At 44.5% G+C, this 20,376-nt stretch carries 21 protein-coding genes; 16 read left to right on the plus strand and 5 right to left on the minus strand.

Annotated elements, in window-relative coordinates; genetic code table 11:
- Positions 1-46: 46 nt before the first annotated feature.
- Positions 47-799: an IS5 family transposase gene (locus ACTQ9S_RS04835; RefSeq protein ID WP_440453480.1), complete on the minus strand. Its 753-nt coding sequence runs from the start codon at positions 797-799 to the stop codon at positions 47-49.
- A 275-nt stretch (positions 800-1,074) separates the two neighbouring features.
- Here ACTQ9S_RS04835 and ACTQ9S_RS04840 point away from each other — a divergent pair, with 275 nt between their 5' ends.
- The 3 genes from ACTQ9S_RS04840 to ACTQ9S_RS04850 are packed head-to-tail and all read left to right on the plus strand — an operon-like array spanning position 1,075 to position 3,253.
- Entirely contained in the window at positions 1,075-1,719 is a 645-nt protein-coding gene (locus ACTQ9S_RS04840) for an ATP-binding cassette domain-containing protein (RefSeq protein ID WP_440454100.1), read from the plus strand.
- Positions 1,720-1,769: 50 nt separating this feature from the next.
- Positions 1,770-2,411, plus strand: coding sequence for a CDP-alcohol phosphatidyltransferase family protein (locus ACTQ9S_RS04845; protein WP_440454102.1), 642 nt, complete (start codon positions 1,770-1,772; stop codon positions 2,409-2,411).
- Positions 2,412-2,461: 50 nt separating this feature from the next.
- On the plus strand, positions 2,462-3,253 hold the full coding sequence (locus tag ACTQ9S_RS04850) for a sterol desaturase family protein (RefSeq protein WP_440454104.1): 792 nt from the start codon (positions 2,462-2,464) through the stop codon (positions 3,251-3,253).
- A gap of 7 nt (positions 3,254-3,260) precedes the next feature.
- On the opposite strand, the gene ACTQ9S_RS04855 is transcribed toward ACTQ9S_RS04850, so the two are convergent.
- The 3 genes from ACTQ9S_RS04855 to cobT are packed head-to-tail and all read right to left on the minus strand — an operon-like array spanning position 3,261 to position 5,818.
- Complete coding sequence (locus ACTQ9S_RS04855; protein WP_440454106.1) at positions 3,261-3,821, minus strand: histidine phosphatase family protein; 561 nt, start codon at positions 3,819-3,821, stop codon at positions 3,261-3,263.
- Between the two features lie 45 nt (positions 3,822-3,866).
- On the minus strand, positions 3,867-4,766 hold the full coding sequence (gene cobS, locus ACTQ9S_RS04860) for an adenosylcobinamide-GDP ribazoletransferase (RefSeq protein WP_440454108.1): 900 nt from the start codon (positions 4,764-4,766) through the stop codon (positions 3,867-3,869).
- Positions 4,766-5,818, minus strand: a complete 1,053-nt coding sequence (cobT, locus tag ACTQ9S_RS04865) for a nicotinate-nucleotide--dimethylbenzimidazole phosphoribosyltransferase (RefSeq protein WP_440454110.1) — start codon at positions 5,816-5,818, stop codon at positions 4,766-4,768. The genes cobS and cobT overlap by 1 nt, the downstream gene beginning before the upstream one ends.
- Before the next feature lie 110 nt (positions 5,819-5,928).
- On the opposite strand from cobT, the gene ACTQ9S_RS04870 reads away from it, so the two are divergent.
- Entirely contained in the window at positions 5,929-7,065 is a 1,137-nt protein-coding gene (locus ACTQ9S_RS04870; RefSeq protein ID WP_440454112.1) for a glycerate kinase, read from the plus strand.
- A 13-nt stretch (positions 7,066-7,078) separates the two neighbouring features.
- Here ACTQ9S_RS04870 and ACTQ9S_RS04875 read toward each other — a convergent pair whose 3' ends face one another.
- Positions 7,079-7,996: a LysR family transcriptional regulator gene (locus tag ACTQ9S_RS04875; RefSeq protein WP_440454113.1), complete on the minus strand. Its 918-nt coding sequence runs from the start codon at positions 7,994-7,996 to the stop codon at positions 7,079-7,081.
- 241 nt (positions 7,997-8,237) lie between these two features.
- Between ACTQ9S_RS04875 and ACTQ9S_RS04880 the strand changes: the two genes are divergently transcribed.
- From ACTQ9S_RS04880 to pcaD, 12 genes are all read left to right on the plus strand, one after another.
- The gene (locus tag ACTQ9S_RS04880; RefSeq protein WP_350655767.1) at positions 8,238-9,398 is read left to right on the plus strand and encodes a muconate/chloromuconate family cycloisomerase; all 1,161 of its coding nucleotides are present in this window, start codon (positions 8,238-8,240) and stop codon (positions 9,396-9,398) included.
- Between the two features lie 33 nt (positions 9,399-9,431).
- Positions 9,432-9,722, plus strand: a complete 291-nt coding sequence (gene catC / locus ACTQ9S_RS04885; RefSeq protein WP_068035072.1) for a muconolactone Delta-isomerase — start codon at positions 9,432-9,434, stop codon at positions 9,720-9,722.
- Between the two features lie 125 nt (positions 9,723-9,847).
- Positions 9,848-10,771, plus strand: a complete 924-nt coding sequence (catA, locus tag ACTQ9S_RS04890) for a catechol 1,2-dioxygenase (protein ID WP_068326855.1) — start codon at positions 9,848-9,850, stop codon at positions 10,769-10,771.
- A 131-nt stretch (positions 10,772-10,902) separates the two neighbouring features.
- Entirely contained in the window at positions 10,903-12,282 is a 1,380-nt protein-coding gene (benA, locus tag ACTQ9S_RS04895) for a benzoate 1,2-dioxygenase large subunit (RefSeq protein WP_068035069.1), read from the plus strand.
- A 110-nt stretch (positions 12,283-12,392) separates the two neighbouring features.
- Positions 12,393-12,890: a benzoate 1,2-dioxygenase small subunit gene (gene benB, locus ACTQ9S_RS04900; protein WP_440454115.1), complete on the plus strand. Its 498-nt coding sequence runs from the start codon at positions 12,393-12,395 to the stop codon at positions 12,888-12,890.
- A 177-nt stretch (positions 12,891-13,067) separates the two neighbouring features.
- The gene (benC, locus tag ACTQ9S_RS04905) at positions 13,068-14,084 is read left to right on the plus strand and encodes a benzoate 1,2-dioxygenase electron transfer component BenC (protein ID WP_440454117.1); all 1,017 of its coding nucleotides are present in this window, start codon (positions 13,068-13,070) and stop codon (positions 14,082-14,084) included.
- Positions 14,085-14,302: 218 nt separating this feature from the next.
- Positions 14,303-15,082: a 1,6-dihydroxycyclohexa-2,4-diene-1-carboxylate dehydrogenase gene (locus ACTQ9S_RS04910; RefSeq protein ID WP_068326848.1), complete on the plus strand. Its 780-nt coding sequence runs from the start codon at positions 14,303-14,305 to the stop codon at positions 15,080-15,082.
- A 217-nt stretch (positions 15,083-15,299) separates the two neighbouring features.
- Positions 15,300-16,493 carry a benzoate/H(+) symporter BenE gene (gene benE, locus ACTQ9S_RS04915; RefSeq protein ID WP_440454119.1) on the plus strand — a complete coding sequence of 398 codons (1,194 nt, stop codon included), beginning with the start codon at positions 15,300-15,302 and terminating at the stop codon, positions 16,491-16,493.
- Positions 16,494-16,642: 149 nt separating this feature from the next.
- Positions 16,643-17,365, plus strand: a complete 723-nt coding sequence (locus tag ACTQ9S_RS04920) for a 3-oxoacid CoA-transferase subunit A (RefSeq protein WP_068326843.1) — start codon at positions 16,643-16,645, stop codon at positions 17,363-17,365.
- Positions 17,366-17,391: 26 nt separating this feature from the next.
- Positions 17,392-18,051 carry a 3-oxoacid CoA-transferase subunit B gene (locus ACTQ9S_RS04925; RefSeq protein ID WP_068035062.1) on the plus strand — a complete coding sequence of 220 codons (660 nt, stop codon included), beginning with the start codon at positions 17,392-17,394 and terminating at the stop codon, positions 18,049-18,051.
- 50 nt (positions 18,052-18,101) lie between these two features.
- Complete coding sequence (pcaF, locus tag ACTQ9S_RS04930) at positions 18,102-19,334, plus strand: 3-oxoadipyl-CoA thiolase (protein ID WP_440454121.1); 1,233 nt, start codon at positions 18,102-18,104, stop codon at positions 19,332-19,334.
- A gap of 186 nt (positions 19,335-19,520) precedes the next feature.
- A complete protein-coding gene (gene pcaD, locus ACTQ9S_RS04935) occupies positions 19,521-20,303 on the plus strand; it encodes a 3-oxoadipate enol-lactonase (protein ID WP_440454123.1) in 783 nt (260 codons plus the stop codon).
- Positions 20,304-20,376: the final 73 nt, after the last annotated feature.

The following is a 20,376-nucleotide window of genomic DNA, read 5'->3' on the forward strand; positions in this document are numbered from 1 at the left end:
AACATCTATTAATTTATTTTAAAAGTAACTAGGGCGTGTTGAACATTCATAATTTTAGCCAGATATAAGCACAAGCAAGAGCGACCGTATTCTCATAACTCTGTCTTAGCTTATCAAATCTGGTGGCAACCGCTCTATACTGTTTTAGCTTAGCGAAAGCATTTTCTACTAAATGTCGTGCTTTGTACAAGTCCCAATCCATATGGTCGTTAGAGGACTTGGTGTTTCGTTTCCGAGGGATATTATTACAAGTTGCTGTTTGTTCAATATACTCTCGTAGTGTGTCAGAGTCATAGCCTTTATCTGCACATACAACGTCTGTCTTGCTCAAATCAACCTTATCTACTAAGTCAGATGCGACTTTAACATCGTGGGTTGTGCCATCTGACAGAATAAAGGTAATCGGATTGCCATGAGCATCGACCGCTAGATGAATTTTAGTGGCACGTCCTGCGACACTCTTACTAATGGCTTGAGCAGCTTCATGACGACCACTACTGTGCTGATGTGCCTTGATATGAGTACCATCTATAAACACCCACTCAAGGTCAGGCTCTCTGATAACTAAAGCAAATAGTCCAATGAGCTTATTACTGCGAAACCAGCGTTGATAAGCCTTGTAGACAGTATTGGGCTTTCCAAAGTAAGCCGGTAAATCGCGCCAAGGACAGCCAGTTCGCATACGATAAAGGATGCCCTCAATGGTCAGTCTCAGATTTCCTTTGTCATAGATATTAAGTTCTAGTAATATAGGTCTTAGTCTTGTCCAGTGTTCATTTTTGAGCATAGTACGAGGCATAGCGAACGAGATCTTTTTTGTGTGAGAACTTAAAGATTACCCGTTCGCTATTTTTTTTGCCAGAAATTTATACTCAATGTTCAACACACCCTAGTAATGGGAAATTATGTGGGTGTATTAAATTTTTGCAGCCTCTGTCTGGTTTACGCACAGCAAGCCAGAAAATTCTAATACAGCCACACATCAATACTAACGATTTCTCTTTATTTTATTGCAACTATGAAAATACCAATCGTTAAAAATTCAGTCGTTAAAAACGCAAAAAAGGGTTCTTGATGCAATCATCTTTACAGATAAAAGACTTACAGTTATATCGAGAAGGCAAGCTATTACTCAGCCTAGATGAGCAAATTACTGGTGGTGAAATATTGACTGTCATGGGCCCATCTGGCAGTGGTAAATCGAGCTTATTGAATTGGCTGACAGGTACCTTACCAAATGGTTTTACCGCTACTGGTGAGGTCTGGCTAAATGATAAAAATGTAAGCCACCTGCCGACGCACCTGCGCCATATTGGAGTACTGTATCAAGACGCCCTACTGTTTTCGCATTTATCGGTAGCGGGTAATATTGCTTTTGCGATACCTAAAAATAATAAAATGGGCGATAGAAAACAGCGTAGTGAAAAAATAGAACAGGCGCTGGCACAAGTGGGATTAGCAGGCATGGGAAATCGCCATCCTGATAATTTATCGGGCGGACAACAAGCACGAGTGGCGCTCCTTCGCACCTTGCTCAGCAAGCCAAAAGCGATACTACTCGATGAGCCTTTTAGTAAGCTCGATACCCAACTTAGAGTAGATACGCGGCAATTGGTGTTTGAGCAAATTCGCACTCATAAACTCCCCGCTATCATGGTCACGCATGATCATAGCGATGCTGAGGCCGCAAAGGGTAAAGTCATTCATTTAGACTTGTAGTTCTAGACCTCTAATCTTAAACACCAAAGCGAAATATAAAAAGCAAGCGCATGCTAGACAAGTTTCTTACGCCCATGATTAAGCCGATACTAGCCCCTGTGGTCGTTGTATTACATAAACGCGGCATCACGGCTGATCAACTCACGGTAGCGGGGTTTGTAATCGGCATGTTAGCCTTACCATTACTGGCGTTTGAGCTTTGGTATGGCGCACTTGCAGCGATTGTGTTGAATCGCATTTTTGATGGTCTTGATGGCGCGCTAGCTCGTTATGCACAGCAAAGCTCAAGCGCAGGCGGCTACTTAGACATTACTCTCGACTTTTTATTTTATGCAGCAGTGCCGCTGGGATTTATCTTGGCTAATCCTGCACAAAACGCCATTGCAGGCGCTTTATTGCTCGCCACCTTTATCGGCACAGGCTCAAGCTTTTTAGCGTTTGCCATCGCGGCGGAAAAGTTTAAACTGGATAAACCACAGTTTAAGTATAAGAGCTTCTATTATTTAAACGGTTTGACGGAAGGCACCGAAACCATCGCGCTATTTGTTGCCTTTTGCATTTGGCCACAGCACTTTGTATTACTTGCTAGCATTTTTGCAACGGCCTGCGCGATTACGATTTTTACCCGTATCCATGGCGGCTATCATACCCTCAAGCAGCTAGAGGCTGATGCCATAGTCGGTTCAAAATAAAAGAAAATGGTCACAATATCCTGCCGTTTTAAACCCTCAAGAGGTAAGCAATGACTAACGAAGTATGGTGGCGGCTTGGGTTCTTTTTGAGCATTTTAGTGATTATGATGCTGATTGAATGGCGCATGCCTGCACATAAAGCGCCCATCAAAAGCAGCAAACGCTGGTTCGCTAACTTTGGCTTAGTGTTCGCGTCATCCGTTATTGCTCGCCTAGCGGTGCCTATCGGTCTAACGGCTGTAGCACTTTATAATCAGCAGCATGGAATTGGTCTATTTAATATTATCAGTTTGCCAAGCATCGTCGTCATCATATTAAGCTTAATATTGCTCGACATTATTATCTACTGGCAGCACCGATTATTCCATCGCGTGCCTATCCTATGGCGTTTGCATAAAGTCCATCATGCTGATGCGCATGTTGATGCCAGCACAGGACTTAGGTTTCATCCTATTGAAATTGTCTTAAGCATTTTAGTGAAGCTCGTTGCCGTCAGCTTATTGGGCGTCCCTGCCATTGCAGTACTGATTTTTGAGATTGCTCTAAATGGCTTAGCGATGTTTAACCATGCCAATATTCGTCTGCCACCCGCAGTTGAAAAACCTGCGCGCTTAATACTGATGACGCAGATTTTGCACCGTATTCACCACAGCCAACGCGTTAGTGAGACCAACTCAAACTATGGTTTTAGCGTCATTTGGTGGGATTGGATTTTTGGTAGTTATAAAGGCGCTGCGCAGAAGCCTGATAATGAGCTAGATATTGGCTTAAAAGAATATCCATCACCCAAACAGAACGCCTCATTATGGGGATTATTGGTGATGCCGTTTAGAAATAAATGAGCGATAGCTAGATTCCTGAAAGCTCCAAACAACTACACTCCCTATAAGCAACTGAAGATGGCCAATCAGCCGCTATCTGCGGTACATTTTGCCCAGCATCAATCATCTTGGCAGCATTAATCCAGCCAGCATGACCAATTGCTAGTATTGGTATACTTTCTTGTTCAGCCAAAACCTTATTCAACCAACCCTCAACACGGTCAAATAGCTGCTGTAAACTTTCCCCATTATTGGGTGCAAAGTGCGCAAAGTTATCACACCAGTCATCAATCTCTTGCTTAGCGATTTGCTCCCAAGGGCGACTATCCCATTCGCCAAAATCAATCTCAGCAAGCTCAGGTGCGACTCGACATTGAAAGCCACGGTGCGCCAGTATCTGTCCGACTTTCAATGAGCGTTGTAATGGACTTACACAAATGACTTTAGGCAATTGGTACAGACGCACAAAGCGCTCGATCTGATTGGCAAGACGTTTTAACTTACGTCTATCTACTCCTATGTCCGTCTGACCGATACAGATACCCTCAGCAGCAATGGGTTTAGGATGACGCCAGACATAAAGAGTCATTAATAATAGTTTCCCATGTTTGTCTTCCTATTTTATTTCCACGCCTTAGATAAAAGGTATAGCCGCTGCCAAACCTGCATAAATGGCAACTTCACTCAGCTGTTGTGTCGCCCCTAAACCATCGCCAGTATAGCCATCCAGACGCCTACGTAATAAGCGTCGCATATATTCAGTAGCAACTAAAGCCAATACCAAGGCTAATAACCACTGACCGATGCTAATCTGCTGTATGGCATTAGGAAATATGACCATTACTAAAACTCCTGCCACTAGCAACCAACCACTACTGAACAAACCTTGTAACGATGTCAGCTGTTGCGCCATGGGTTTGGCCTTGGCATGTTCTATCTCACCGCCATAAGGCAGCAGAGCAAGTAGGCTAATACATAGCAAACGCGAAGCAGTATGGCCAATAATCAGCGCGACGATAGCCACCGATAACGGCATGGCGGCTAATAAGGAAATCTTGAGCAATAGCGCAGAGACCAACCCTAACACGCCGTATGTTCCTAAGCGTGAATCTTTCATGATAGTGAGCGTGCGCTCACGTGTCAGACCACCGCCCAAACCATCGCAGCTATCCGCAAGACCATCTTCGTGAAAAGCACCCGTGAGCTTTATCCCAAAAGCCGTACTCAGCACTGCAGCAACTAAGGGCGTAAATAAGACACTGCCTAACCAAAACACGCCAGCGCAAAGTAACCCAACGAGCAAACCGACTGCGGGGAAATGACGGCTGCTCTGGTGTAGCCACTGCGGATTATAATTTTTGAATGGCGGTACTGGCAATCGGGTCAAAAACTGAACAGCGACCAGTAACAATATCCATTCATGCTTTATAAATTGCCCAACACTTAGTTTAGGCGATGACTGCTGTGACGGCTCTGGCTGATTTAATGACTGTTTTGATAATTGCTTTGATGGCTTTTTTGATAACTGTGACATTAGCTGTTTTGCTCACTAATACCCGCGTCACTAAAGCTTGCCATCTCATTGATAATGGCACAAGCTGACTGCAATAGCGGGTAAGCAAGCGCCGCGCCGCTACCCTCGCCCAAGCGCATACCCATATTGAGTAATGGCTCAGCATTTAATAGTTTTAATAAATGCGCGTGCCCCGGCTCAACTGAATGATGGGCGAATATAGCGTATTGAGCGACACCTGGCGTTAATCGCTCCGCAACCAGTAAAGCACTGCTGGCAATAAAGCCATCGATTAATAAAATACGGCGTTCACTAGCGGCCTGAATCAGCGCACCTGCCATCATGGCTATCTCAAGCCCGCCTAATGCAGCAAGCACGTCCAGTGGAGACTGTGCCTCACTATGACGCTGCAATACTTGCGTTAAAATATCCGTCTTATGCTGTAGCCCTGCATCATCAAGCCCCGTACCACGACCAATACAATCAGCAATCGGCACATCACCTAATCTCGCTAGCAAAAGACTCGCCGCTGAAGTGTTGCCGATGCCCATCTCACCGACGATAAGCAAATTACCCGTTAAGTTCTCAACCACTTTCATACCGTTCTTTAGCGCTGCCAAGCATTCCGCTTCGGTCATGGAAGGTTCTGTTAGCGCGTCTCGGCTACCATGACGAACTTTATAATTGAGCAATTGCGGGTGAGGTTCGAAATCTGTATCTACCCCAGCGTCGACTACTTTTAGCTCGATATTGTGCTGACGCGCCAAGACATTGATAGCAGCGCCGCCCTGCAAGAAGTTATAAACCATTTGCGCGGTGACGGCACTCGGATAGGCTGAGGTTCCATGCTGAGTTAAACCATGGTCAGCAGCAAACACTCGAATCTGTGGCTGATGAATATGCGGTGTGAGCGTCCCTTGAATCATGCCCAATTGCAGCGCCAGCGTTTCTAAGCGCCCAAGTGCGCCAAGTGGTTTGGTCTTTAGATCTATAATCTGTTGCAGCTGCTGACGTAGATCATTATTTTCTATATTGGCAATGGTTGGCGGTGTAAATGTGGTCAAGGGAAGCATCCTAAAGGTTATAAATGAAACAGGAGACTATGGTAGCAGATTATCCAATTTATAATGATATGATTAGCCTAATTGCACGACCCAAACCTGCATAATTATAAGAGAGCTTCATGAAAATATTAATCGCCCCTGACTCGTTTAAAGAAAGCTTAGAAGCGCTAGAGGTTTGTCGCGCAATCCAATCTGGGCTTAGTCAGGTTTTTCCTGATGCAGACTATACATTATTGCCCATGGCAGATGGCGGCGAAGGCACATCAGCCGTATTATCTTATGTGCTAGGCGGACGCTGGAAAAACGCGATTGTAAATGATCCATTGATGCGACCAATTAATGCCAAGTATCTGCTACTAGAAAATGAGACGGCCGTGATTGAAATCGCTCAAGCCTGCGGTCTGCATTTATTGACGAGTGAAGAAAGAAACCCGTTAATTACGAGTAGCTACGGTGTCGGAGAGCTTATTGCAGATGCTTTGGACGAAGGCGTTAAACGTATCATTATCGGTCTGGGCGGTAGTGCCACTAACGATGCTGGTCTTGGTATGTTGACGGCCTTAGGAATGATTTTTTATGACGATGAAGGCAAGCCTTTAGCTCAAGGCGGAAGTGAGCTTGCCAACTTAAAACAGATAGAAGGCGCAAAGCTTCATCCAAAGCTGCGAGACACAGTCTTTGAAGTGGCGTGTGATGTGACCAATCCATTATGCGGATCATCAGGAGCTAGTGCTATCTATGGACCACAAAAAGGTGCCAGTCCCGAGCAAGTGGCGCTGTTAAATAAAGCCTTGAATCACTTTGCGATGGTATCTGGGCAGCACGGCTATCAGGATTACCAAAATATTGCAGGCGCAGGGGCAGCAGGCGGTCTTGGCTTTGCATTGACGACCTTTTGTGCTGCTAATCTTAAATCAGGCTTTGATACCGTCGCTGAGGCTGTCAGTCTAGAAGAGCACATTGCTAGCGCTGACTTGGTGATTACTGGTGAAGGCAAGCTTGATGCACAAACCTTAATGGGTAAAGTCGCTGGCGGTATCAGTCAACTTGCCAAAGCCAGTCACAAGCCCGTGATCGCTATTTGCGGTAGCGTTGACGGCTTAAATCCTGCTCAGACCACTCAATTTGACGTCGTCATGCCTAGTATCCAAAAGCTGGACACCCTTGATAACGTATTAAGCAATGCTTATAAAAATATTGAGACTACCGCGGTCAATATTGCTGCTGCCATTCGGCTAGGGCAAAGCATGAAATAACTATTCTTAACTCTTATATCTCTTCACGTTTATAATTGAAGCCTTCAGCATCATAGATTTGGTAAGTCACTGCTAATAAGGTTTTTAATAGCTCTGATTTATCAAAGTGCCTCACACTCATCACAATCGGTGAGGTTAACAGCCCATCTTCAAATGGGATATAAGTTACCTCCTGACTACGCAGATGCTCAAGCGTCTTTGGTACGATCGTCAGCCCTTCTCCTGCCGCTACTAGACCTAAAGCGATATGTAACTCACGGACTTCGGTGAAATAATTCGCCTTTAAATTACGCGCTTCAAACAACTCCAGCACATAATCAATAAAACTAGGACGCGGCGCGGTTGGATATAGTAATAAATTTTCGTTTGTTAAATCCATTAGGCGAACGCTAGCTTGTCGTTCTTGTGCCAAACGATGGCCAGAAGGAACGGCGACGACCAAGCTTTCTTCTCTTAGTAACAACCGCCTAATAGAGGCATCTTCAAATAAAAGCCGACCAAAACCCACATCTATTTTGCCATCTGTCAGCGCTTGTGTTTGCTGCCAAGAGTTCAGCTCATATAACTTAATATTTATATTTGGGTAAATCTCGCGAAAGCGTGCAATCACTCTTGGCAATATGCCGTACAGTATTGACGATACAAAACCTATAGATAACGAGCTATCAAAATTGCCTTTACGCATTGTCATAGCACGCAGATTGTCTGATTTTGTCAATATCTGAATGGCATGATCATAAAAAAACTCCCCCGCTTCAGTAAGCTTTAAAGGGCGATTTTCTCTATCAATGAGCGTCACTCCTATCTCTTCTTCCAATTGCTTTATCTGCCGGCTAAGTGGAGGTTGTGAAATAAATAAACGTTCGGCAGCCTTATTGAAACTTTTTTCTTCTGCTACTGCCACAAAGTAGCGTAAATGCCTAAGTTCCATTTTTTCTCTTCCTTGATTGGGCGACAAATATGTTTCAAATAAACATTTTAGAAGTTAATGATAGAGGATGAGCTTTATATCTAATCTTTATACCTATGGGAACATAACATGATAAAGGTTAAACAACAAAATACCTAAAAGGTATTAAAAATGAACTTAATAGGTCTTAGACATGTCTTTATTTAGCATCTATAGTTCTTATTAAGCATAAGGAAGTACGACTGATAAATTAAGGATAGCTATGATTCGCTCAATTAACACCTTGCTAGTACCGATACCGACTATTCGAGAGCATAAGCTCGCTTGTACGGTCATGAGAGAGCAAGTATTAGTCTTAGTGCATATTCAAACAGAAGATGGCTATGAAGGCTGGGGCGAAGCAACCACTATCGGTGGTCTAAGCTACGCTGAAGAAAGCCCTCACAGTATCAAGACTAATATCGACACCTACTTTACTCCCCTCCTATTAAAAGAGCAGCCAGCGAGCACGGCAAAAGCCATGCAACTGCTCAGCCTGCACATCAGTGGCAACCGCTTTGCAAAATGTGCCATTGAAACCGCCCTACTCGACATTGAAGGCAAGCGCCTAAACCTACCAGTTAGCGAGCTCATCGGTGGACGTGTACGTGATCGCATTGAAGTGGCTTGGACATTGGCCAGTGGTAATACCGCAACTGATATCAGCGAGGCCAAGCAAATGGTCGAGCAAAAGAAACACCGCATCTTTAAATTAAAAATCGGTAGCAATGCTATCCTTGATGATGTTGCGCATGTATTGGCTATTAAGAAAGCCCTACCTAATTGCCGTATTACCGTCGATGTCAATCAGGCATGGACGGAGCTTGACGCGATGCAAGGTATTAGCCTACTGCAAGCAGGCGGTGTTGATTTGATAGAACAACCTATCTCTATGCGCAATCAAGCGGGTTTAAAACGTTTAAAAGAGCGCTTTGATGTGGCTATTATGGCAGATGAAATTGTCCATGATCCACAGAACGCTTTTCATTTAGCAGCCAATCATTGTGCTGATGTCTTTGCCGTAAAGATCAATCAAGCAGGCGGACTCAAAGCAGCTTGTCTTATCGGTCAAATGGCACATCTAGCCGGTATTGAGCTGTATGGTGGTACGATGTTAGAAGGTCCTATCGGTACCGCTGCATCGGCGCATGTGTTTTCGACTTATCCTAGCTTAAATTTTGATACAGAACTCTTTGGCCCACTCTTACTGACGGATGATGTGCTAGCGCAGCCACTGGATTATCAAAACTTTGGCTTAACTGTTCCGACAGGCCCTGGACTTGGTATCGAAGTAGATAAAGACAAGGTTTATCACTATGCTGAACAGGGTGGCATCGCCTTACCCAAGCTTTCAGAGTCAAAGAAATATACTGCTGAATCTTAAATACAGCCCCTAACAATTAATAAGGAAATAGCAATGTTATATCACGTGAGAATGGATGTTTTAATACCCACAGATATGGATGCTGATAAGGTTAACGAACTAAAAGCCACTGAAAAAGCCCTCTCGCAAAAGCTACAAGAGCAAGGCAAATGGCGTCATATTTGGCGTTTGGCTGGAGAGTATTCCAACTTTAGTATCTTTGATGTGGACAGCAACGAAGAGCTACACGATATCATGATGTCGCTACCCCTTTATCCGTATATGAAGGTTGAGGTCACGCCATTGTTGCGTCATCCCTCTTCTGTGCGTAGTGATGATAGTTAAGAAGTAATAATATCTAAACCCGTAAGACTACTTTTTAAATGTACCAACATATTGAGCAAGGTTGCTTGATACCATCTTAATTATCTACATAGTTATCTAAATAATTCCTCAACTAGGAGAGAGACATGGAACGTACTCAAATTGAAGCGCTAGCCAACCAGTTCATCAAAGGCAAGATTGACTTTCCAGATCAAGTCAATCCACGCGTACAAGAAATTGTCCTACGCATCGTGACCGACCTGATGCAAACCATTAATGATTTAAAAATCAGCGCAGATGAATATTGGGCGGGGGTTGAATATATCGGCGATCTAGGCAAAGAAGCCGGTCTACTATCACCGGGTCTAGGTTTTGATCACTTTATGGATTTAATGATTGAAGAAGACTTAAAAGCAGCTGGTCTTGACGGTGGCACTGTACGTACCATCGAAGGTCCACTCTATGTCGCTGGTGCGCCAGAAGAAAAAGGCTTTGCGCGTCTAGATGATGGCACTGATCTTGACAATGGCACCGTGCTATTCATGCAAGGGACCGTTTATGGCGAAGATGACAAGCCATTGCCAAATGCCAAGGTTGAAGTATGGCATGCCAATAGCTTAGGCAATTACTCTTTCTTTGATGAGTCGCAGTCGCACTTTAACTTGCGTCGTAGCATTATCACTGATGAAAACGGCCATTATGCTTTTCGCAGTATCGTCCCATTAGGTTACTCAGTGCCGCCAGAAGGTATGACCCAAAAAATATTGGGCGCGCTAGGACGTCATGGTCATCGCCCAGCTCACATTCACTTCTTCGCGAGTGCTGACGGTCATCGCAAATTGACCACGCAGATTAACATCGATGGTGATGAGTATCTGTGGGATGACTTTGCCTTTGCTAGCCGTGAAGGCTTGGTACCAGAAGTGACGATGGTTGAAGATGCTGACAAGCTACAAGAAAAAGGGCTGGACGCGCCGTATGCCAGTATCGATTTTGACTTTCATTTAGTGAAAGACATTGATAAGCCAGTACAAGGCAGTGAAGTTGAACGTCGCCGTGCTCAAGCTTAATTATTGAGTATCGCTAGCTACTGTTAGCAACCACTAAATATTATAGATTTTCGCTTGATATGCACTCAGTTGTCGTATCAAGCGTCATACCCTAACATCGTTTAACACCGTTATTTACAAGGAAGACAGCCATGAGCGAGCGCATTAATCTAGTACCTGAAGGATCAGATATCGCCATTGACGATTTTTTAGAAGAGAATGCAGAAAAAGGGATTTATCGCCTACATCGCAGTGCCTTTACCAACGAAGAGCTGTTTGAGCTTGAGATGAAGCATATCTTTGAAGGCAACTGGGTTTATCTGGCTCATGAGACTCAAATCCCTGATAACAACGACTACTATACAACATACATCGGCCGTCAGCCGGTCATCGTTGCCCGTAATAAAGAAGGTGAGCTGCATTGTATGATTAATGCCTGTTCTCATCGCGGCGCCCAGTTGTGCCGTCATAAAAAAGGCAACAAAGCCACTTATACTTGCCCCTTCCATGGTTGGACTTATAACAACTCAGGCAAGCTGCTCAAAGTTAAAGACCCACGCGGGGCTGGTTACCCTGACGCCTTTAATAAAGATGGCTCGCATGACTTAAAGCAAGTCAAACTTGCCAATTATAAAGGCTTCTTATTTGCTAGCCTTAATGATGATGTCGAACCAATTGAAGACTGGCTTGGTGGCTCAACCAAAATCCTTGACATGATTGTCAACCAATCACCAGAAGGCCTAGAAGTATTACGCGGCACCTCAACCTATACCTTTGATGGTAACTGGAAGCTGCAAGCTGAAAATGGCGCTGATGGCTACCATGTCTCAGCCGTACATTGGAACTATGCTGCTACGACGGCACGCCGTAAAGAGCAAGAAGCCGTGAAAGAAGACAATATTAAAGCCATGAACGCTGGTAAATGGGGTCGTCAAGGTGGCGGATTCTATTCCTTTGAAAATGGTCACCTACTGCTGTGGACCCAATGGGAAAATCCGCAAGATCGTCCTAACTTTGCCTATCGCGATGATTATGTTGCCCAATATGGTGAAGCAATGGCCGACTGGATGATTGGACGCTCGCGCAACTTATGCCTCTATCCAAACGTCTATATCATGGATCAATTCAGCTCACAGATTCGCATGTTACGTCCCCTAGCCGTTGATAAAACCGAAGTCACCATCTGGTGTATCGCTCCGAAGGGCGAAAGCGATGAAGCACGTACTCGCCGTATCCGCCAGTACGAAGACTTCTTTAACGTGACCGGCATGGCAACGCCAGATGACTTAGAAGAATTTCGCTCGTGCCAGCAAGGTTATAACGGTATCAAGCTTGAATGGAACGATATGTGCCGCGGTTCTGAGCATTGGATAGAAGGCGCTGACGAAGGTGCAAAAGCCATTGACCTTAAACCGTTATTAAGTGGGGTCAAGACCGAAGATGAAGGCTTGTACACCGTACAGCATCGCTACTGGCATGAAGAGATGAAAAAAGCCCTAGAGCAAGAGCAGCAACTACATGGCGCAGGCTAATATTAGCTAAGTATTTAGGGCAATTATTCAATTTAAATATTGCCCCTAAATACTGAAGCCCTTCACTTGCTGGTTATTGCAGGACTAACAAATATAAAAGGATATCGCTAATGAAAAATGCAACGGTTAACATCGAAGATGTGCGGCAGTTTCTGTACCGTGAAGCACGACTGCTTGATGAAAAAAGATGGGAAGAATGGTTGGCTTGTTATGACGAAGACTGTCCGTTTTGGATGCCCAGCTGGGATGATGATGGCGAGCTGATCAGCGACCCGCAACGAGAAATCTCACTTATCTATTACCCTGATCGTCGTGGCCTTGAAGACCGCATTTTCCGTGTCGAGACTGAACGTTCTTCTGCGACCATTCCTGATACCCGTACCACGCACAATTTATCTAATATTGAGTTGCTTGAAGATAACAACGGCATCGTCAGCGTCCGCTTTAACTGGATTAATAAATCCTATCGTTATCAGGAGACCAATACTTATTGGGGATTCTCCAAGTACAAAATAGACATGACTCAAGACAGCCCAAAGATTTTGGATAAATATGTCGTGTTAAAAGATGATTATGTGCATCAAATTATGGATGTATATCACGTCTAGATTTTGCATGTGCTTAGTAATACTTACCAGCCAATATGCACAGTTAAATTTCTACAACGGACCCATTGATAGCCCAGCCTTTATCAAACAGCTTTTATGAATCAGCCGTTATCAATGAGTTGATTAAAAATACAGCTAGATTAGTTGGTAACCATATGTTGAAAAGGGATATTTCTCATGGAATATAACATTGCTCTACAGTTCGAAGACGGTGTCACAGGATTCATCAAATGTGAAGCAGACGAAACCGTCGCCGAAGCAGCCTATCGCCAAAAATATAACATTCCTGTTGACTGTCTCGATGGTGCTTGCGGTACTTGCCGCTGTCATTGTGAATCAGGCAGCTACGATATGCACCCTGACATGTATATCGAAGAAGCGCTGACTGAAGCTGAGGCCAAAGAAGGCTACGTTTTGACCTGTCAGATGATTCCTGAAAGCGACTGCGTTATCAAAGTACCAACCTCCTCTGAAGCCTGCAAAGTTAGCAAGTCTGTGTTCAAAGGCAAGCTACAACAGTTAAATGTGCTTTCGGAGTCTACCATTCACTTTGGCGTCGAAGTCGACAATCCAGATGCATTGGTATTTTTGCCAGGACAGTATGTCAATATCAGCATTCCTGACTCTGACGAGACACGCTCCTACTCGTTTAGCTCTATACCTAGTGCTAAGCAGGCCGAATTCGTCGTCCGCAATATTCCTAATGGCAAAATGAGCACCTTTTTATCCGATATTGCGCAGATAGGTCAAGATATTGATTTTGAAGGGCCATTTGGTAGTTTTTATTTACGCCCTGTTGTACGCCCCACATTGTTTTTGGCTGGTGGTACAGGTATCGCACCTTTCTTATCGATGCTAAAAAGTTTAGAAGTATCGGGTGCTCATCATCCTGTCAAGATGGTCTACGGTGTTACTAATGACGCTGATTTGATAGAGATTGAAAAGCTGGAAGAGGTGAAGAAAAACCACGCATGGTTTGACTATTATACCTGTGTAGCAAGCGAGGAAAGTGGCCACGAGCGCAAAGGCTATGTGACCAGCCATGTCGAAGCTGATTGGTTAAATAATGGTGATGTTGATGTTTATCTGTGTGGCCCTTTAGCAATGGTCGATGCCGTTAGTAACTGGTTAGATACAAGCAGCCTAAAACCTAGCAATTTTTATTATGAAAAATTCACCCCTAGTGAGCAGTAATAGATTATTAGCCAATACTAGTAGAAATTGATAGTACTGCCAATTCGTATTGAAACCGACAAAGCGTTACTGGCAACAAATTTTTGCAGCCTCTGTCTGCGTAGGCACAGCAAGCAAGAAAATTTTTACCAGTAACACCTGCTAATTAGTATATTTAATTTGAATTAAATACATACAGATATGCTCTAGAAATACAGTTTCGTTTTTAAGGAATAGCAATGAGTAAGCGCTTTGATAATAAAGTATGTATCGTAACTGGTGCCGCACAAGGTATCGGTCGCGGGGTCGCATTACGCTTAGCAAGTGAAGGCGGCAAGATAGTGATGGCAGATTTCTCACCTTTGGTAGAAGATGTGTTAGCAGAAATCATTGCAAATGGCGGGCACGCGACGACTATCCAAGCTGATCTTGAGACCTATCAAGGTGCACAAGAGGCTATTAATAAAGCGCTTGATACTTATGAGCGTATTGATGTGCTGGTCAATAATGTTGGCGGCGCGATATGGATGAAGCCTTTTGTCAATTTCTCAGAAGAAGAGATTAATAAAGAAGTCAGTCGCTCATTATTTCCGACATTGTGGTGTTGCCATGCGGTATTACCAACGATGATTGAGCAGCAGTCTGGTACTATCGTCAATGTATCTTCTATCGCCACACGCGGTATCAACCGCATACCCTACTCGACAGCGAAAGGCGGCGTCAATGCCATGACCGCATCGCTCGCTTTTGAGTACGCAAACGATGGTATCCGAGTAAATGCAGTAGCGACTGGTGGCACTGAAGCTCCGCCTAGAAAGATTCCACGTAATGCAAAGCCTTTAACTGATGATGAAAAATCATGGATGAATGCAGTCGTTGACCAGACCATTGACCGCACCTTTATGAAACGCTACGGTACGATAGATGAGCAAGTCAATGCCATTGCATTTTTAGCATCAGATGAATCGTCATATATCACTGGGAGTACCATTCCTGTGGGCGGCGGTGACGAAGGCTAACCATATCAATTGAGCTTTTAAGTTAGGCAACACAGCGTTTAAGCTACTATAGTTAATTAAATTTAAGAAGAGCAAAAAGCTGCTGGGATGAATTTTACGAAGCCTCTGTCTGGCAAAGCGCACAGCAAGCGAGGAAAATTTATACCAGCAGTAAACGTATCTCTTTTTTTTGAACAGACTATGTTATCTGACTAGTGCTGATTTGCAAGGAAGCAATATGGCAACTGTAATTCAAACCTTGAAAGAAGACTGGTCGCTCTCCGCGTCCGTTGCAGGGTTTCTAGCCGTCCTTATCTCTTATGCTGGGCCTTTGATTATCTTTTTTCAGGCAGCACAAGCGGCGCAAGTTTCAGATGCGATGATGGCCTCTTGGATTTGGGGCGTCTCAATTGGCGCGGCCGTATCTGGCATCTTCCTATCTATTAAATACAAAACCCCTATTATTACCGCTTGGTCAGCACCCGGCACGGCTCTACTGGTGACCGTGTTTCCAGAGATGAGTATCAATGAGGCGATATCCGCTTATATTATCTCAGCGGTTGTGATATTTTTGGTCGGTGCAACCGGCTCATTTGACAAGATTTTAAAATGGATTCCGAACGGCATTGCTGCTGGCATGATGGCTGGCATTTTGTTTCAATTTGGCTTAGAGTTATTCGTCGCCACTGATACCATGCCATTTATCGTCTTTAGTATGCTTGGTTGCTACTTATTAGCCAAACGCTTTTCGCCGCGTTATACCATGATTTGGGTACTGTTCTGCGGGGTCATTTTAAGTGTTATCTTCGGCAAGATGAACCCCGTCGACATGAATTTGGCCATCACCATACCTACGCTTATTTGGCCTGAATGGTCATGGAACGCCACCTTTAACCTTGCTATCCCTCTTATCCTTGTCAGCTTAACCGGACAATTTTTACCCGGTATGGCTATCTTAAATCTCAGCGGTTATGACACGCCAGCCAAGCCTATTGTGAGTGTCGCAAGCCTCGCCTCATTAGCAGTCGCATGTGTTGGTGGTATTACCATTGTGCTAGCAGCCATCACCGCTGCCCTATGTACGGGCAAAGATGCGCACGAGCTGAAGGAAAAGCGCTATATCGCCGGAGTAGCCAATGGTATTTTTTATCTATTAGGTGGCTTGTTTGCTGGTAGTATTGTGATGGTGTTCAGCTTACTACCAAAGGAATTGGTCGCCGCCTTAGCTGGACTCGCACTTATCGGGGCTATTTCTGCCAATATCACCATTGCTATGAAAAACGATGAGCAAAGAGACGCCGCATTAATTACCTTTTTGGCGACGGCATCCGGCATGAGCTTTTTGGGTCTTAGCTCTGTATTCTGGGGTATTCTTATCGGCATGATTGCTCATTATGTTTTAAATAAAAAACGTTTATTGTCATTTGCCTAATAAGCCTGATTGTAAAGTCTTTATGGTTTAAAATAATTACCCACAAGCAATCTAAACTATTTCAATTTCTAAAGCATTTCAACCATTAAAGCACTAATAAATATCACAGCAGAAACGATCTCTAATATTACTTTTCATAGGATATGAATATGATTAATAAAGCGGATAAAAGTATAACTGACGTACTCAGCCAAATTAAAGACGGAGCCACCATCATGATTGGTGGCTTCGGTACCGCAGGGCAACCAGCTGAACTCATTGATGGGCTGATTAATTTGGGCGTAAAGGATTTGGTCATCATTAATAATAATGCTGGTAACGGCGACCATGGCCTTGCCAAGCTCTTAAAAACGGGTGCTGTGCGTAAGATAATTTGCTCTTTCCCGCGTCAATCGGACTCTTGGGTATTTGATGAGCTTTATCATGCTGGCAAGATTGAGCTGGAGCTAGTACCACAAGGTAATTTGGCTTGCCGTATTCAAGCAGCAGGTATGGGACTCGGTGCAGTATATACGCCAACAGGATTCGGCACTTTACTTGCAGAAGGCAAAGAGACTCGTAATATCGATGGCAAAGACTATGTCTTAGAATATCCGCTCAAGGCTGATTTTGCCTTAATTAAAGCTTCTAAAGGCGATCGCTGGGGCAACCTAGTCTATCGCAAGTCTGCACGTAACTTTGGTCCAATCATGGCAATGGCAGCTGACGTGACTATCGCTCAAGTCTCTGAAACGGTGGATCTTGGCGAGCTTGATCCTGAGCACGTTATTACACCGGGTATTTTTGTGCAGCATGTGGTGCAAATCCAGCCTCCTAATAATGAATCTGCTAGCGCTGAACTTTCTAGTACAGCAACTAAAGCCACCGCTTAATACTGCCAATTATAAGGAGCGTCATCATGAGCCATACTTCCTACACTGTTTTGACCCGCGATCAAATCGCCGAGCGCGCTGCACAAGATATTCCAGATGGTGCCTATGTCAATTTAGGCATCGGACTACCGACCAAAATTGCCCAATACTTACCGGATGATAAAGATGTATTTTTGCATTCAGAAAACGGCTTACTAGCTTTTGGACCACCACCTGTTAAAGGCGAGGAGGATCCCGAGCTGATTAATGCTGGAAAAGAGTACGTCACCATGCTCGATGGCGGTAGCTTTTTTCATCATGGCGACTCTTTTGCGATGATGCGCGGTGGTCATATCGATATTTGCGTATTGGGCGCATTTCAAGTGGCTGCCAATGGCGACTTAGCCAACTGGAGTACCGGTGCAGAGGATGCAATACCTGCTGTTGGCGGCGCTATGGACTTAGCCGTCGGTGCCAAAAAAGTCTTTGTGATGACCAATCACACGACTAAGACTGGCGACCCTAAAATCGTCAGCGAGCTTACCTACCCTGTGACTGGCAAAAACTGCGTTGATCGAATTTATACTGATCTATGTGTCATCGATGTCACTGATAAAGGCTTAGCCGTCACTGAAATGGTCGATGGCATGAGCTTTGCGGACTTGCAAGCATTGACTGGCGCAACGTTAATTGACGCTACTAAATAAAAAACCCTCTTAATCAGAATTTAAGATAATCAAAACTCAGGATAATCGCCATGACTGATTCAATCACTCGTTTAAATAACGCTTATATTATTGATGCCATTCGCACTCCTTTTGGTCGCTACGGCGGCAGTCTAGCACCAGTACGTGCAGACGACTTAGGTGCTATCCCTATCAAGGCGTTAATGGAACGTAATGCTAATGTCGATTGGGTAAAAGTAGATGACGTCATCTACGGCTGTGCCAACCAAAGCGGTGAAGATAATCGCAACGTCGGTCGCATGTCATCATTGCTAGCTGGCCTACCTTATCAAGTGCCTGCAACCACTGTTAACCGCTTGTGCGGCTCGTCAATGGATGCGTTAGCGATAGCGGCGCGTGCGATTAAAGCTGGTGAAGCCAATTTAATTATCGCAGGTGGTGTTGAGAGCATGAGCCGTGCGCCATTGGTAATGGGTAAGTCAAATCAGGCGTTTGGTCGTAGTCAAAAGCTGGAAGATACCACTATGGGTTGGCGCTTTATCAATCCAAAGCTTGATGAGCTATATGGCACAGAGACCATGCCGCAAACCGCTGAAAATGTCGCAGAGCAATTCAATGTTAATCGAGCTGACCAAGATGCATTTGCGCTACGTAGCCAACAACGTACCGCAGCGGCGCAAGCGTCAGGATTTTTCAAAGATGAGATTACTCCTGTCATTATCCCACAACGTAAAAGCGAGCCTGTCACCGTCGATACTGATGAGCATCCTCGTGCTGACACCACCCTCGAGAAGTTGACTAAACTGCGTCCTATCGTCACCGCAGATGGTACGGTGACTGCTGGTAATGCCTCTGGAATTAATGATGGTGCAGCAGCCTTCCTAGTAGCGTCAGAGCAAGCGGTTAGAGAATTTAATCTAAAGCCGCGTGCGCGTATTGTGGCCTCAACTACGGTAGGCGTTGAGCCACGTATTATGGGTTTCGCCCCAGCACCAGCGATGAAAAAGCTGCTTAAGCATACGGGACTAACGCTTGATGAGATAGATGTCATTGAATTAAACGAAGCCTTTGCCGCACAAGCTCTAGCTTGTACGCGTGACTTAGGATTATCCGATGATAGCGAACGCGTCAATCCTAACGGCGGTGCGATTGCCCTTGGTCATCCACTCGGCGCATCAGGCGCACGTTTGATCTTAACTGCCCTCAATCAACTTGAAAAAACAGGTAAGCGTTATGCTATATGCTCGATGTGTATTGGCGTTGGACAAGGTATCGCGATGATTATTGAACGTGTTGAGAGTTGATTGATAATTCAAAATAAAATAGATGCACTTATTCTCATGTGAGGCTGCAAAAATTTCTACCAAACTTACTGGTTCGACTTAAAACGAACCAGCTATAGTTAATACTAGCCTTCAGTAATAGTTAATAATTAATAAGCAAAAACCAATACCTTACTCACATGATAATCACAAACAAGGACGTTCATCATGCCTGTATTTGAAAATAAAGACGTAACGCTAAACTATGCCACTTTTGGCGATAGCAGCAACCTTGCTCTACTATTCTCCAACTCTTTGGGTACCAGCTATCATATGTGGCAGCCGCAAATCGATGTCTTGCAAACTGATTACTTTATTATCTGCTCAGATACCCGTGGTCATGGTAAATCCTCCGCACCAACAGGTCTTTATCGTTTGGATCAGCTTGGGCAAGATGTGATTGATTTGCTCAATCATCTAAGTATCGATAAAGCGTTTTTTTGTGGCATCTCTATGGGCGGCATGACGGGTCAATGGTTAGCTATCCATCACCCTGACCGTTTTCATCACTTGATGCTATGCAATACCGCCGCGAAGATTGGTAATGAGGCGGCATGGAGAGATCGCGCGCAATTGGTACGTGAGCAAGGTCTAGCTCCTATCGCGGCCACCGCTGCTCCGCGTTGGTTCACAGCGGGTTTTATCAATGATTATCCTGATGTAGTCGCGGCATTATCCAGTGCTCTCGCGGCTGGCAGTAGCGAGGGTTATGCCAGCTGCTGCGAGGCATTGGCTACTGCTGACACTCGCGAGCAATTAAAAGATATTCGCGTACCCGTCACAGTGGTGGCAGGTATCGAGGATCCAGTGACGACGGTTGCCGATGGTCAATATATGGTCGATCATATACCTAACGCTAAGCTCGCTACTATCGATGCCTCACATATCTCGAATATTGAACAGCCTGAAGCATTCAATAAACTCGTGCGACAATATTTAAATATTCAATAGCTCTATTGGTCACTAAAACTCTCATATGAAACGTGAGATGTGAGAATAGGAAAGTAATAACAAGGAAGAAACA

Source organism: Psychrobacter sp. ASPA161_9 (assembly GCF_051970275.1).
Lineage (GTDB): Bacteria > Pseudomonadota > Gammaproteobacteria > Pseudomonadales > Moraxellaceae > Psychrobacter.

Coding starts and splice junctions, on each gene's coding strand:
- ACTQ9S_RS04835 (WP_440453480.1), bottom strand. CDS start 799: ATGCCTCGTACTATGCTCAAAAATGAACACTGGACAAGACTAAGACCT.
- ACTQ9S_RS04840 (WP_440454100.1), top strand. CDS start 1,075: ATGCAATCATCTTTACAGATAAAAGACTTACAGTTATATCGAGAAGGC.
- ACTQ9S_RS04845 (WP_440454102.1), top strand. CDS start 1,770: ATGCTAGACAAGTTTCTTACGCCCATGATTAAGCCGATACTAGCCCCT.
- ACTQ9S_RS04850 (WP_440454104.1), top strand. CDS start 2,462: ATGACTAACGAAGTATGGTGGCGGCTTGGGTTCTTTTTGAGCATTTTA.
- ACTQ9S_RS04855 (WP_440454106.1), bottom strand. CDS start 3,821: ATGACTCTTTATGTCTGGCGTCATCCTAAACCCATTGCTGCTGAGGGT.
- cobS (WP_440454108.1), bottom strand. CDS start 4,766: ATGTCACAGTTATCAAAAAAGCCATCAAAGCAATTATCAAAACAGTCA.
- cobT (WP_440454110.1), bottom strand. CDS start 5,818: ATGCTTCCCTTGACCACATTTACACCGCCAACCATTGCCAATATAGAA.
- ACTQ9S_RS04870 (WP_440454112.1), top strand. CDS start 5,929: ATGAAAATATTAATCGCCCCTGACTCGTTTAAAGAAAGCTTAGAAGCG.
- ACTQ9S_RS04875 (WP_440454113.1), bottom strand. CDS start 7,996: ATGGAACTTAGGCATTTACGCTACTTTGTGGCAGTAGCAGAAGAAAAA.
- ACTQ9S_RS04880 (WP_350655767.1), top strand. CDS start 8,238: ATGATTCGCTCAATTAACACCTTGCTAGTACCGATACCGACTATTCGA.
- catC (WP_068035072.1), top strand. CDS start 9,432: ATGTTATATCACGTGAGAATGGATGTTTTAATACCCACAGATATGGAT.
- catA (WP_068326855.1), top strand. CDS start 9,848: ATGGAACGTACTCAAATTGAAGCGCTAGCCAACCAGTTCATCAAAGGC.
- benA (WP_068035069.1), top strand. CDS start 10,903: ATGAGCGAGCGCATTAATCTAGTACCTGAAGGATCAGATATCGCCATT.
- benB (WP_440454115.1), top strand. CDS start 12,393: ATGAAAAATGCAACGGTTAACATCGAAGATGTGCGGCAGTTTCTGTAC.
- benC (WP_440454117.1), top strand. CDS start 13,068: ATGGAATATAACATTGCTCTACAGTTCGAAGACGGTGTCACAGGATTC.
- ACTQ9S_RS04910 (WP_068326848.1), top strand. CDS start 14,303: ATGAGTAAGCGCTTTGATAATAAAGTATGTATCGTAACTGGTGCCGCA.
- benE (WP_440454119.1), top strand. CDS start 15,300: ATGGCAACTGTAATTCAAACCTTGAAAGAAGACTGGTCGCTCTCCGCG.
- ACTQ9S_RS04920 (WP_068326843.1), top strand. CDS start 16,643: ATGATTAATAAAGCGGATAAAAGTATAACTGACGTACTCAGCCAAATT.
- ACTQ9S_RS04925 (WP_068035062.1), top strand. CDS start 17,392: ATGAGCCATACTTCCTACACTGTTTTGACCCGCGATCAAATCGCCGAG.
- pcaF (WP_440454121.1), top strand. CDS start 18,102: ATGACTGATTCAATCACTCGTTTAAATAACGCTTATATTATTGATGCC.
- pcaD (WP_440454123.1), top strand. CDS start 19,521: ATGCCTGTATTTGAAAATAAAGACGTAACGCTAAACTATGCCACTTTT.